The 13,075-nt window shown below is 61.1% G+C and carries 13 protein-coding genes; 4 read left to right on the forward strand and 9 right to left on the reverse strand.

The genetic code is table 11. The annotated features are described in order from the left end of the window. Positions 1-6: 6 nt before the first annotated feature. Positions 7-1,113, reverse strand: a complete 1,107-nt coding sequence (locus FZ934_RS13715) for a TRAP transporter substrate-binding protein (RefSeq protein ID WP_153271516.1) — start codon at positions 1,111-1,113, stop codon at positions 7-9. 294 nt (positions 1,114-1,407) lie between these two features. Here FZ934_RS13715 and FZ934_RS13720 point away from each other — a divergent pair, with 294 nt between their 5' ends. Further along, positions 1,408-2,187 (forward strand): gamma-glutamyl-gamma-aminobutyrate hydrolase family protein, encoded by a 780-nt coding sequence (locus FZ934_RS13720; RefSeq protein WP_153271517.1) that lies wholly within the window; start codon positions 1,408-1,410, stop codon positions 2,185-2,187. Between the two features lie 21 nt (positions 2,188-2,208). Here FZ934_RS13720 and FZ934_RS13725 read toward each other — a convergent pair whose 3' ends face one another. The 4 genes from FZ934_RS13725 to FZ934_RS13740 form a co-directional block, all read right to left on the reverse strand. Then, entirely contained in the window at positions 2,209-3,105 is an 897-nt protein-coding gene (locus tag FZ934_RS13725; protein ID WP_153271518.1) for an adenylate/guanylate cyclase domain-containing protein, read from the reverse strand. Between the two features lie 21 nt (positions 3,106-3,126). Then, entirely contained in the window at positions 3,127-4,074 is a 948-nt protein-coding gene (locus FZ934_RS13730; RefSeq protein WP_153271519.1) for a 2-hydroxyacid dehydrogenase, read from the reverse strand. A gap of 20 nt (positions 4,075-4,094) precedes the next feature. Then, positions 4,095-5,117 (reverse strand): LacI family DNA-binding transcriptional regulator, encoded by a 1,023-nt coding sequence (locus FZ934_RS13735; protein WP_153271520.1) that lies wholly within the window; start codon positions 5,115-5,117, stop codon positions 4,095-4,097. Between the two features lie 116 nt (positions 5,118-5,233). Further along, positions 5,234-5,746, reverse strand: coding sequence for a MarR family winged helix-turn-helix transcriptional regulator (locus tag FZ934_RS13740; RefSeq protein WP_246737805.1), 513 nt, complete (start codon positions 5,744-5,746; stop codon positions 5,234-5,236). A 163-nt stretch (positions 5,747-5,909) separates the two neighbouring features. Here FZ934_RS13740 and FZ934_RS13745 point away from each other — a divergent pair, with 163 nt between their 5' ends. The 3 genes from FZ934_RS13745 to FZ934_RS13755 all read left to right on the forward strand — a co-directional run bounded on the left by FZ934_RS13745 (position 5,910) and on the right by FZ934_RS13755 (position 8,933). Next, a complete protein-coding gene (locus tag FZ934_RS13745; protein ID WP_153271522.1) occupies positions 5,910-6,701 on the forward strand; it encodes a creatininase family protein in 792 nt (263 codons plus the stop codon). 124 nt (positions 6,702-6,825) lie between these two features. Beyond that, positions 6,826-7,944 (forward strand): CobW family GTP-binding protein, encoded by a 1,119-nt coding sequence (locus tag FZ934_RS13750; RefSeq protein ID WP_153271523.1) that lies wholly within the window; start codon positions 6,826-6,828, stop codon positions 7,942-7,944. Then, entirely contained in the window at positions 7,944-8,933 is a 990-nt protein-coding gene (locus FZ934_RS13755) for a WD40 repeat domain-containing protein (RefSeq protein WP_153271524.1), read from the forward strand. The genes FZ934_RS13750 and FZ934_RS13755 overlap by 1 nt, the downstream gene beginning before the upstream one ends. Before the next feature lie 55 nt (positions 8,934-8,988). On the opposite strand, the gene FZ934_RS13760 is transcribed toward FZ934_RS13755, so the two are convergent. The 4 genes from FZ934_RS13760 to FZ934_RS13775 form a co-directional block, all read right to left on the reverse strand. Further along, positions 8,989-10,143 (reverse strand): GGDEF domain-containing protein, encoded by a 1,155-nt coding sequence (locus FZ934_RS13760; protein ID WP_153271525.1) that lies wholly within the window; start codon positions 10,141-10,143, stop codon positions 8,989-8,991. Positions 10,144-10,246: 103 nt separating this feature from the next. Continuing rightward, the gene (locus FZ934_RS13765) at positions 10,247-11,254 is read right to left on the reverse strand and encodes a serine hydrolase domain-containing protein (RefSeq protein ID WP_153271526.1); all 1,008 of its coding nucleotides are present in this window, start codon (positions 11,252-11,254) and stop codon (positions 10,247-10,249) included. An 85-nt stretch (positions 11,255-11,339) separates the two neighbouring features. Then, entirely contained in the window at positions 11,340-11,570 is a 231-nt protein-coding gene (locus FZ934_RS13770; protein WP_153271527.1) for a DUF6719 family protein, read from the reverse strand. A gap of 892 nt (positions 11,571-12,462) precedes the next feature. Then, positions 12,463-13,053, reverse strand: a complete 591-nt coding sequence (locus tag FZ934_RS13775; protein WP_153271528.1) for a GNAT family N-acetyltransferase — start codon at positions 13,051-13,053, stop codon at positions 12,463-12,465. Positions 13,054-13,075: the final 22 nt, after the last annotated feature.

Here is a 13,075-nt window from a genome sequence, read left to right on the forward strand (position 1 = left end):
GTTCGCTTAGAGCTTGCCCGCCCGCTGCTGGATCATCATGAACGTGTCGAAGGTGTATTCCGACAGCTGCATCCACAGATAGGCGTCGCGCTTGAATGCCGTCTGGTCTTCATAAATCTTCTTGAAGTAGGGATTGGAGGCGGAGATCTCGCCGTAGATTCCAAGCGCCGCCTGGAAGCAGGCTTCCATGATTTCCTGGCTGAACGGCCGGAGCGAAGCCCCCTCCGCAACCAGTTGCTTCAGAGCCGGCGGGTTCTTCAAGTCGTACTTGGCGAGCATGTTGGTGTTCGCGAAGGCGCAGGCATCCGTCAAAGCGGCCTGATAGTGCTTCGGCAGGCTGTTCCACTTCTCGAGATTGAAGAACGCATGAACCGTCGGGCCACCCTCCCACCAGCCGGGATAGTAGTAGTACTTCGCCACCTTGTGCAGGCCGAGCTTCAGGTCGTCATAGGGGCCGACGAATTCGGAAGCGTCGATCGTGCCCTTTTCGAGAGCCGGGTAGATGTCGCCGCCGGCGATCTGCTGCGGGATGACGCCAACTTTGCTGATGACCTGACCGGCGAGACCGGCGATGCGCATCTTCACGCCCTTCAGGTCGTCGAGTGTATTGATCTCCTTGCGGAACCATCCGCCCATCTGCGCGCCGGTATTGCCGGCCGGAAGGCCGTACATGCCCTGCGTCGCATAGAACTCGTTCATCAGCGAGTTGCCGTTGCCCTCGTAGAACCAGGCATTGGTCAGGCGTCCGTTCAGGCCGAAGGGGATGGCGGTGCCGATCGCGTAGGTCGGATCCTTGCCGACGAAATAGTAGGAGCAGGTGTGGGCGGCTTCGACGGTACCGGCGCTGACGGCATCGGCGGCCTGCAGGCCCGGGATGATTTCACCTGCGGCGAACGGCTGGATCGTGAAGTTGCCGTCGGTCGCGGCCGCGAGATGCTTGGAAATATCGTCAGCCCCACCATAGATGGTATCGAGGCTCTTCGGGAAAGACGACGTCATGCGCCATGCTATTTTCGGATTCTCCTGAGCGATGGCGGGTGCAGCCAGCGCTGTCGCAGCAACCGCGCCGGCGGCACCGGTTCCTGCCTTCTTCATGAATGAACGACGATCCATCAAAAACCTCCCCGATAGATGGCTGCGCGGCAAAGCCCTCATCCTTGCCCGCAGAATGGCGAGGAGCTAAGCACGCTGACGCACCTGTTTCAAGCGTCCGGCCATTAGTCTTTGGGATCACGACACCAATATGGCGGCAGGCGCATTTCCATCGAAATCAGCGGGTTAGAGAGTGCGCCGCTCCGGAATGGCACGTCAGCCGCCGCAATTCCGCCCGACAGCTCATCGAAACGTTGACTTGGGACGCTTTCTGGTTTCTCACAATATGCAACAACAGCTTCAGCCGGAGTCAAAATGACGAAGCCGATCGTCGCCGTTCCTGCCGATATCCGCGTCTTCGATGGCGCGACATGGCATGCCGCACAGCATCAGTATGTTCGCGCCGCACTGAATGCCGCCGGCGTGATGTCCTTCATCATTCCGGCCTTCGAGGAGGGCTACGACACCGATGCCATCCTCGATCGGGTCGATGGCGTTCTCGTTTCGGGGTCGGCAAGCAACGTCCACCCAACGCTTTACGGCAAGCAGGCAACGGAAGCCGACGGCCCGTTCGATCCCGCCCGCGACGCCACCAGCCTGCCGCTGATCCGCCGGTCGATCGAACGCGCCATTCCGCTGCTGGCGATCTGCCGCGGCATTCAGGAGCTGAACGTCGCGCTCGGCGGAACGCTCGCCAGCGAGATTCAGGAGCAGCCGGGGATCTGGGATCACCGCAAGCCGCCGAACGTCGACCGCGACAGCATGTACGCGGTTCGGCAAAGCGTCTTCGTCAAGGAAGGCTCCTGCATCGCGGGGATCGTCGGATCAGGCGAAATCAGGGTCAATTCCCTGCACCGCCAGGCGATCGCTGAGACCGCGCCGCGCCTGACAGTGGAAGCCGTCGCCGAGGACGGAACGATCGAAGCCGTTTCGGTGATCGATGCACCGGCCTTTGCAGTCGGCGTGCAGTGGCATCCGGAATACTGGGCGGAGACGGACAAGCCGTCGAACCAGATTTTCTCGGCTTTCGGCGATGCCGTCAGGGACTATGCCGCCGGCAAGCTTGCGACCACCCGCACGAAGCAGATCGCCTGAACGGCGATCGCGTGGTCGCGGCTATTTCCGCCGCAGCCACTGCAGCCCGCCAGCAACGGCAAAGCCGAGCAGCGGCCATACCGCCCAGAATACCCCGTGCCAGGTCAAGAGGTTGATGGCGACGATCCCGACGGCAAGGACACCGAGGGCGGCCATGCCACGGTCGATCCGACGCTGGGTGCGGACCCAGTTCATGGCGACGGCAAAAGCCAGGGCCAGCACCGGCCACACCGCCCAGAACACACCGCTCCAGGTGAGAAGATTGATGACAACGAGTGCGGCTGCGATGATGGCAAAGAACCCTGCCCGTTTCCCGAGACCCGTCAAGGACGCCTGAGGCTGCGCAAGTGGGCTCTGCCGCGGCTGTATGACCGGCTCGGCCTGCGCCGTCGGCGCTTCGCCGATCCTCACCGCATAGCTCGGCACTGCCTCGTTGACATTCTTCACGGTCAGGGCGCCGAGAAAATCGAAGCCGACAGCGACCTTGTTGCGGACCTGATCGTAAACCGTGCTGGAGATCACGATTCCGCCGGGCGTTGCCGATGTCTGCAGCCTGGCGGCAATGTTCACACCGTCGCCGTAGATGTCGTCGCCATCGGCAATTACGTCGCCGAGATTGATGCCGATCCGGAAAAGCATCCGGCCGTCCGCGGGCTTGCCTGCATTTAGCCCCGCCAGCTCGCTCTGGACATCGACGGCAGCACGAACGGCTTCGACGACGCTCGGAAACTCCGCAATCAGCCCGTCGCCCCAGGTGTTGATGACCCGGCCGCCATGCGTGCCGATCAGGCGCGACATCGCGTCCCGCGATCGCTTAAGCATTGCGAGCGTGCCTTCTTCGTCCGCTCCCATCAGCCGCGTGTAGTCCTGCACGTCGGCGGAGAAGATGGTTGTCAGCTTGCGGCTGGTCTCGCTCATGATCCCTCCCTGGATCCCGACTTACCCTTTCGGCGGCGTCTCCGGCACCGGTGTCAGCGGCTTGCTCTTGGCGAACCACTCGACGAGGTTGTCGACGACCAGATCCGCCATGGCGTTGCGCGTCGGCACCGAGCCCGAGGCAAGGTGAGGCAGAAGCACCGCATTCGGCAGATCGAGCAGCGACGCGGGAACGTTCGGCTCGTCGTAAAAGACATCGAGACCGGCGGCGCCGATCGTTCCTGACTTCAGCGCCTGCGCGAGCGCTTCCTCATCGACCGTCCAGCCGCGACCGACATTGATGAAGACGCCTTCGGGGCCAAGCGCTGACAGGATTTCCGCGTTGATGGTCTTGTGCGTCTGCGGCGTCTTCGGAACGATCGAAATCAGCGTATCGACGGCTTCGGCGAGATCCTTCAGCGAGGGATAGTAGCCATAGGGAGCGTCGGGATGGCGGGTGCGGGTGTGATAGCTGATCTTGACTTTGAACGGCTCGAGACGCTTGGCGATTTCCTGGCCGATGCGACCGAGGCCATAGATCCCGACATGCCGCCCTTTCAACGAGAAGCGCGACAGCGGGTAGTTCTGCCCCGGCTTCCAGTTTCCGGCACGCAGCCAGTTCTCCGCCCGCGGAAACTCTCGGATCGTGTTGAGCAGCAGCCCGATCGCCGTATCGGCAACCTCGTCGTTCAGCACATCCGGTGTGTTCGTGACGATGATGCCCCTGGTCGCCGCGTGCTTGGCATCGACGCCGTCGTAGCCGACGCCGAAGCTTGAGATCAGTTCGACATTCGGCAGGCTGTCGATGGCGGCCGCGTTCAACGTGCCGGAGACGGCAACGCCGCGAATGCGCGCTGCGGTTTCTGCATTGAGCGTCGCAGGCTCTGCTTCGATAACGTCGAAGCTCTCCTGCAGGCGCGCGAGCACGCGTTCGTGTATCTTCCCGGGAACGAGAACGGCGATACGGGACATGGCATTTCCTCTTGGCTTGCTTACGGGCGCGGCCGGTAGGGGCTGGTCGACTGGCGGATGCGCATTTCAGGCTTGATAAGATGGATGCCGTCAGGCTCGTGACTGCCGGCCAGACGGTCGAGGAGCGCGCGAGCGGCAAGACGCCCGACTTCGGCCTGCCCGTTCCATACAGTTGTCAGCGCCGGCATCGAGATCGACGCTTCCTCGAGATCGTCGTAACCGGTGATGGAAATGTCCTTGCCGGGAACGAGACCGGCGCGGGCGATGCCGTTCATCAGGCCGATCGCGACGAGGTCGTTCCAGCAGACCGCCGCCGTCGGCTTCTGCGGCAGCGACAGGAAGTGCACCGCCGCCTCGAAGCCGCCCTGCATCGAGCGTGGTCCTGGGATGCGCAGGCCGGGGTCAACCTCGATACCGGCCTTGCGCAATGCGTTGACGTAACCCTGATAGCGATCGCGGCCCGTCGAGGTCTGGTCGGTACCGCCGATCATCGCGATCGACCGATGGCCAAGCCCGATGAGGTGGTTGGTGGCCAGCGAAATGCCGTAGCTGTCGTCACCGCGATAGGTCGGCAAGGCCGAGCCTTCCATCGAGCGGGCAACAAGGATAGCCGGCATTCCGTTGTCTTCTGCCAGCTGCATATCTTCTGGCGGCGTACCGATCGCCGGCGACATGATCACGCCGTCGCCGCCAAGCTGCAGCAGCGTCTCGATGAAGGTGCGCTGCTTCTCGACAGAGTCGTAGTGGTTGGACAGGATGAAAGTCTGGCGGCTGCGATCGAGTTCGCTTTCGATCGCCTTGAGAATTTCGCCGTAGAACGGGTTCATGATGTCGTGCACGACGACACCGATGATGCCCGATCGCGAGGTACGCAGGCTGGCTGCGCGGCGATTGTAGATATAGCCGAGAGCCCGGGCCTGTTCCTTGATCTTCTCGCGCGTCGCACCGGCGACAAGCGGGCTGTCGCGCAAGGCAAGCGATACTGTGGCGGTGGAAATGCCGAGGGTTTCGGCGATGGTCGAAAGCTTGATCTTTTGAGCCACGTGTCCTCCCCAGGCAACGCGCGGTTTGCATGCGTCGGCTAACCGATACCGACGCCCTTAAAATGTTTAATTAAAAGATTAAACAAAGGGAGGCAATTCGTAATTTCACAATACCGTCAGATTTCTTCCACCTCTTCGAAGTCGGGCGCCTCGGCCTGCAGGTTGGCATCGATCGCCTTCAGAAGACGGACGAGGTTGCGAATTTCCTTCTCGGAAAAGGCCTGCGTGGCGACCTTGTCGCACGACGAGGCGGCCATTTCGATCGCCTTGACGCTGCCGCGACCAAGCTCGGTCAGATAGACCTTCGTGAGACGTGCATCTTCCTCGTCGGCCTTGCGCTCAAGGAAGCCCTGAGCTTCCATCCGGCCGATCGTGCGCGTCATCGTCGGCGCCTTGACGCCAAGCTTTTGCGCCAATCCGCCCGCCGTCATCCCATCCGTTTCGGAAAGCGAGAGGATGACGCCGTCCTGGCCGGCATAAAGCCCGCTCTCCAGAAGATTGCGCGATAATACCGTGCGCATCGAGCGGGCTGCCTGCGTCAAAGCCGGCGAAAGGTCTACCAGCGTATATTCCGTCTGGTCCTTCTTCTTCGACTTCTGCTTCTTGCCGTCCTTGTGCTTTTTCCCCATCGCTATCCCTTTGACCTGACCGCGCCGCGGGCAAGACCGCGGGAACATGTTTGAACCGGCATCCCTAAATCCATTTCGATTTAAGAGGTTATGCGGTAAGCATTGACAACGCTGCGTTATGACATTGCGCATCATCTCGTCATAAACAAGAGGCATTAGCCGGATGACTGCGCCTTCCCGCAACTTCGATGATAACGACCCCGGCCTTGCCCCTTCCGATCGCCAGCGCTGGATCGCCGTTCTGCCGCTCGGTGCCCATGAGCAGCATGGCCCTCACCTGCCGTTAGAGACGGATACCCTGATTGCAGCCGGCATCGTTGCCCGGCTCAAGGCCGCCCTTCCCTCGACTGTGCCGGCGACATTCCTTCCGGTGGAAGACGTCGGCTACTCGATTGAGCATATGGATGTTACGGGAACGCGAACGCTTGGATATGGCGAGGCGATCGACCGTTGGCTCGGTATTGCCGGGCGGCTTTCGCGGATGGGTATACGGAAGTTCGTGATGCTGAACGCCCATGGCGGCAACTCGCCGCTGATGACGATCGTCGCGACCGAGGCTAGGGTCCGCTTCAACATGCTTGCCGTCGCCACCAGCTGGACGCGCTTCGGTGTTCCCGCCGACATCATCTCGCCCGAGGCGAAGGCGATCGATATCCACGGCGGCGACATAGAGACATCAGTGATGCTGGCGCTTCACCCTGACAAGGTCGACATGAGCAAGGCAGCGGACTTCCCGTCCCGCCAGTCCGATTTTGCGTCGCGCTTCAAGCATCTGCGCGCCTATGGCCAGCACGCCTTCGGATGGAAGATGTCGGATCTCAGCGCATCCGGCGTCGCCGGCAACGCATCGCTGGCGACAGCGCAAAAGGGCGAAGCGCTGATTGCCCATTCCGTAAAAGGGCTGGTGGAATTGCTCGAGGATGTCGACGCATTCGACGCGACCGAGCTCGATTGAAACCGTCGTCGTTGCGATGTGATCTTATAACATACGAATCCCTTTGAACTGCCGCGCGCAACTCCTTATATGAGACCGACGAATTTTCAGCCCCGCCCCGGGCGTGCCATCTCTCGAGGTTCTTATGACCGACGCGATCCCCACCCAGCAGAAGCCAATCCCCGTTACCGTTCTCACCGGCTACCTCGGCGCCGGCAAGACGACCTTGCTCAACCGCATCCTGTCGGAGAACCACGGCAAGAAATATGCGGTCATCGTCAACGAGTTCGGCGAGATCGGCATCGACAACGATCTCATCGTCGAATCCGACGAAGAAATCTACGAAATGAACAATGGCTGTGTCTGCTGCACGGTGCGCGGCGACCTGATCCGCGTCGTCGAAGGCCTGATGCGCCGCCCCGGTCGTTTCGACGGCATCATCGTCGAAACGACGGGCCTTGCCGATCCGGTACCGGTCGCCCAGACCTTCTTCATGGACGACGATGTTCGCGCCAAGACCGAACTTGATGCCGTCGTCGCCCTCGTCGACGCAAAGCATCTGCCGCTGCGCCTGAAGGACAGCCGCGAAGCCGAAGACCAGATCGCCTTCGCCGACGTCGTCCTGATCAACAAGACAGACCTCGTGACGCCGGAAGAACTGGCGCAGATCGAGGATGTCGTCCACGCCATCAACCCATCGGCCCGTGTCTACAAGACCAGCCGCTCGGGCGTCGATCTCGCGCGCGTTCTCGATCAGGGCGCCTTCAACCTGGAGCGCGCACTGGAGAACGATCCGCATTTCCTCGATCATGACCACGACGATCACGTCTGTGGCCCCGATTGCGATCACGACCACCACCATCATCACCACGCGCATGATCACGACCACGATCATGACCATCATCACCACGACCATGATCATGACCACCATCATCATCATGGCGCGGTGTCGCCGATCCATGATGTGACAGTCCAGTCGGTCTCGCTGCGCGGCGGCGAGATGAACCCGGAACGCTTCTTCCCCTGGGTTCAGAAGATCACCCAGACGCAGGGCCCGAACATCCTGCGCCTCAAGGGCATCATCGCCTTCAAGGACGACCCGGAGCGCTATGTCATTCAGGGCGTCCACATGATTGTCGAAGGTGATCATCAGCGTCCGTGGAAGGATGGCGAGAAGCACGAAACCCGCCTCGTCTTCATCGGCCGCGAACTCGACCGCGAAAAGCTCGAAGCCTCCTTCAAGGCGTGCGAGGCGGCAGCCTGATGCCGACAGTTGCCCCGTTTGATCTCGACGGCCATATCCTGGCCGTCGAATTTTTAGGTGACACCCCCTTCTTCGCCAATGCATCAGGCACCTTTCACCGTCTCGACGGCGGCGAGAAGGTGACCGAAGCCCATCAGGGCATGCTGAGCTGCATCCGCGATCCCTATAGCGAAAGCCTGATTTCCGGCGGCGAAGACGGCAAGGTGCTGCGCATCGCTACCGACGCCAGCGTGACTGAACTTGCCAATGCGCCGCGCAAGTGGATTTCCCAGCTTGCCGCCGGCCCGCAGGGCGCCGTCGCCTACTCCTACGGCAAGAGCGCCTTCGTCCGCCTCGCCGATGGTACGACCAAGGAATTTACCGAAGAGCGCACCGTAGAAGGCCTCGCCTTTGCGCCGAAAGGCATGCGCATTGCCGCCGCGCGCTATAATGGCGTATCGCTGCATTGGGTCGGCACTGCTGCCAAACCCGTCGACCTCGAATGGAAGGGCGCCCACACCGGCGTGACCTTCTCGCCGGACGGCAACTTCCTCGTCACGACGATGCAGGAAAACGCGCTGCATGGCTGGAAGCTCGACGGCAAGGTCGGCGCGGACACACGCCACATGCGCATGACCGGCTACCCCGCCAAGGTGAAGTCTGTCTCATGGTCGGCAAAGGGCAAGTGGCTTGCATCCTCGGGTGCGCCCGCCGCCATCGTCTGGCCGTTCCAGGGTAAGGATGGCCCGATGGGCAAGGCACCGCTCGAACTCGGCACCCGTGCCAACATCATGGCGACCTCGGTTAAGTTCCACCCTGTCGAAGACATCCTCGCCATCGGCTTCATCGACGGCATGATCCTGGCCGTGCGTCTCAACGACAGCAAGGAAGCGCTGCTGCGCCGCCCCGGCAAGGGCGCCATCACCTCGATGAGTTGGAGCAAGAACGGCAAGCTGCTGGCCTTCGCATCCGAAGCCGGCGATTGCGGCGTCGTCGATATCGCCGCCTAATCTACCGCCAAAACAAGGCGCCGCCCAGATCAGCGGCGCCTTCAGTGGCTTGCCGTCAGGCAGCCTGTTCGCCAGCAGAAGCCTCGACGCGGTCGCGGCCGTGGCGCTTGGAGGCATAGAGCGCCTCATCGGCTTTTCTCAACAGATGCTCGAAATCCGTTTCCGCCTTGCATGAGGTGGCGACGCCGATGCTGAGCGTCGGAAACACCGTCAGCCCCGGCATCTGCGCGACTGCCGCCGAAAACGCTTGCCGCATGCCTTCGGCAATCTGAACCGCCTCGGCCGCTGTCATACCCTTCAGCACGACCACGAACTCGTCGCCACCCTGGCGGGACAGGAGATCGCCGGGCCGAAGAGCGGTCTGTGCCACCCCGGCGAAGAGCCGCAACATGTCGTCCCCCACCGCATGCCCGTGCTGGTCGTTCAGTTGCTTGAAACCATCGATATCGATCGCCAGCAACGCAAGCGACTGCGGCTGCTTGAATGGCAGATGTTGGGCAAGGCCGCTGCGATTGAGCACGCCGGTCAGCGGGTCGCGATGCGCGAGATCGATGAGCTTGGCCCTGTTGCGCTCGGCCGACATCAGCACGACGACGACGCTGCGCAACGCGAGGAACACCACCGCCGTCGCCCCCATCCAGCCGTGCACGGGACTGTCCCCGAAAGCGCCCGGTCCGCCGATCTGGCCACTGGCGGCAAGCAAGCAGCGAACAAGGAACATCGCCGCGGTCGGAGCGTAGAGCCAGGCAAGCAAGCCGGCTGAAAACAGCTTTTCGCGCCGATAGATCACGACGCCTTCCCTAAGGATCGCGAGATCACAAAGGCAGCATACGGCCGAAACATAAAGGAGCCGGCTCGATATTCTGGCGGGATCCACCGTGAACAGCAGCACCGGCAGACTGATGCAGGCAATGGCGAGCACGCAGTAGCGTTTGTCGACCGGCCGTTCGGCGAAGACACGGATTGCAAAGAACGTCAGGAGATAGCCGGCGATCGTCAAGACGTTGCCGGCATCGAGCGAGACGGATGCGGGCACGAAATTGCGAAGCGAAACGCAAAGCGTGCCGAGACCGATGAGAAAATTGGCGACGCCCCACCAGGCCGGCCAGCGCCCGAAGCGGCCAGTCGAATAGGCTGCGAGATACACGCAGCCCAAAACCAGGCATGTCATGGCTGAAACGACGTAGATCGTCCTCAGGTCCAGTATCATTCCGGCACTCTCCAACCAATGGCCGGCGCACTTTATAGTGACGTTGTTAAATTTTGATTTTAGAGCTCGCCCACCTTTTTAACGACCTGTCGAAATCGACAGGTCAGCTCGGGCGACTGAAGGCGATGATCTCGGCGAGCAGTGCGTGCAGCGCATCGCGATAACCCGTGCGCGCCGATGGACCGCTTTCGTCCGATGTCATGACGACGGTCACGCCGAGCGTCGGCACGATGTAGAGCATCTGACCGCCATAACCCCACGCGAAGTGAACCGTCTCGCCGCCGATCTCCCGCGAGAACCAGCCGTAACCATAATCGTCGCCGGAAAAGCGCGAATTGGTGCGGTGCTGCCAGGACTGAACGATCCAATCTGCCGGAACGACCTGCGTCCCATCCGCTGTTTTGCCGCCGTTGCGGTAAAGCTCACCGAACGCCAGCAGCGAGCGGGCCGTCATCGCCATCTGGTTGCCACCGAGATAGATCCCCTGCGGGTCTCGCTCCCAGGCACCGATCCGAAAGCCATCCACGGGAGCCAGCCACTCCCGGGCAAGCGTCAGCGTCGACTTCCCGCTGGCCTTCGTCAGGATCGCCGAGAGCAGGTGCGTGGAAGCGGTCGAATAAAGCATCTGACCGCCCGGCTCGTCGTCGAATGGCTGGGCGAGCGCAAAACGCACCCAGTTGCGCGAGCCGACCCAACGGCCATAGTTGGGCCCCGACAGGCGACCAAGCCCTGCCTGCATCGAAAGAAGATTGCCGATGGTGATCTCGTTCAGCCGTGGATCCGCCTCGGCAGGCAGATCGGCCTTCAGGATCGGAGCGATCTTCTGTCCCGTCCCTTCGAGCAACTGCTTTTCGATGGCGATACCGACGAGAGCCGAGATGATCGATTTTGATGCGGACTTTATGTTGACGGACTCGGTGGTCGAATGACCGCGATAGCCTTGCTCGGCGATGGCGCGGCCGCCGCTCGCAACGATCACCGTTTTCAACGGATTCAGGTCCGGCCGTGATGAGAGGCTCCTGAGCAATGCCGCAGTCCTGCCGTCGTCCTGCGCATTGGCAGCAAGCGGCAACAGCAAAAGGGCGACGAAGAAAGCAAGGCGGGTGATCATTCCGCTGAGCTAGTGCAGGCCACACGCAAAACCATCTCCCGCGAGCTCGAAGTCACGGGGACGTGACGGCTTATGATCGCGAGCACTACTGATGAACGCAGTTGCGCTTCATCGTTGGCCGCTTCTGCGCCTTGGTGAATTTTGCGATCATCCCGGCCGGACACTTCTTGTCGTCGAAGAGCACGGATTGGCCGGGCGCCAGCGACTCTACCGTCGGCTTCGACGTGACAGTCTGGATCGCAGCGCTTGCCGGCGCGAAACCGGCGGTGGCGGCAAGCAGTGAAGCAGAGATCAGGATGAAAGCTGAACGCGTCATTTGCATACCCCGCGAGTTTGGATAGCTAATTTACCATCTTACCGAAGAGCCATTAGCGCAACGAAGTAGAAAGACGTAAGGGGCGCCGCGATGGCAGGCCAAGGCGCCGCGCGGAGCAACGCTTCGCGACGGTTTGCCAGGTGGGAGCAGGCAGGCGATAGGAATAGTGGTGTGGTGTGTCAGGATGCATCGCCTGCCCGGTTGCATCGGGCTTTCGGGCTTATCGAGATCGGCAGGAGCGTCTCCCAACCCCGATTTCCCCGGCGGATCATTAGCCCTGACGGCGTCAGACCCGACCATGGCAACCATCATCGGGCGCCGAAATATGAACGGAAGGCGTACCGGTTCATGAACCCGGCTCCCTGCCCGATGACTGGGAGATCATAGGACCGCTGTTCCCCACGGGCAAAACGCGTGCTCAAATTTTCATCTATATGATTGAAATAATTGCACATTCATAAGAACAAACCACGAATTTCGTCCCCTTCGGAACGAAACTCACGTGTTGCTAAAATATCATTAATCTTAACCCTCACAGTTTTTTGTTCATCTGGCGTTCAGAAAACTCTTTGGAAAGGCGTCTTTTGGGCCACATTGAACTCCTGAGAATAGGAGTGCATGAATGATTCTAAAGGCCACTGCCGCAGCGACTATATTCGCGGTCTATGCTTTCACGATGTTTTTCATCGCCGCTATACCTGAAAATGTCGTTCAAACTGCCGGAACCCAACTGACGGACGCAAGCGTCGTAAAATGAACGGGTACCCTTGAGGGGTAGGCAGGTAAAGTTAACGGGACAATCGTCCGCCGGCTCTTCCGGCGCCCCTGAATTCTGATTTGCTTGAAATCACATACAAAAAAGCCTCTCCCGCCAGGGGAGAGGCTCAACCGATCACGCCGCCCTGCGGACCGGCGCGCTTGCCAGCATCCGCCCCGACGGGACGATCATGCCGGCGGCGCCGTCAAGCCAGCCTTCGGTGAGCTCCAGCGCAAGGAAGCGCGAGCGTTCGAAGGGACCCGGCATGACGAGATGTTGAGCCTTCTCGGCAAAGAAGCCGAAACGCTCGTAGTAAGGGGCATCGCCGACGAGCAGGATTGCGCCGTGCCCACGGTTCTTCGCTTCCAGAACAGCGGCGCGCATCAGCGCCGAACCGACACCCTTGCCCTCGAAGCTGGAATCGACCGCCAGCGGCCCGAGCAGCAGCGCGTTGATCGCGGTTGCGTCGGCATTGACGCCGGCTTCGACGTTCCAGAGGCGCACGGTGCCGATGACGTGACCGTTACGATCACGCGCAACCAGCGCCAGGCCTTCAGCCGGTACACGACCACGGCGGATCTTTTCCGACGATTTCTTGCGGCGGTTCGGGCCCATGGCGCGATCAAGCAGGTTCTCGCGTGCCACGACATCGCCGGGGTTCTCGGCGTCGATGGTGAAGACAGAAGGCGCAAAGTATGCGCGGACAGAATCAAGAACAGCGGCCATCGTGGCCTCCCGAACTCAAAAC

The organism is Rhizobium grahamii (assembly GCF_009498215.1).
GTDB classification, from domain to species: Bacteria; Pseudomonadota; Alphaproteobacteria; order Rhizobiales; family Rhizobiaceae; genus Rhizobium; species Rhizobium grahamii_A.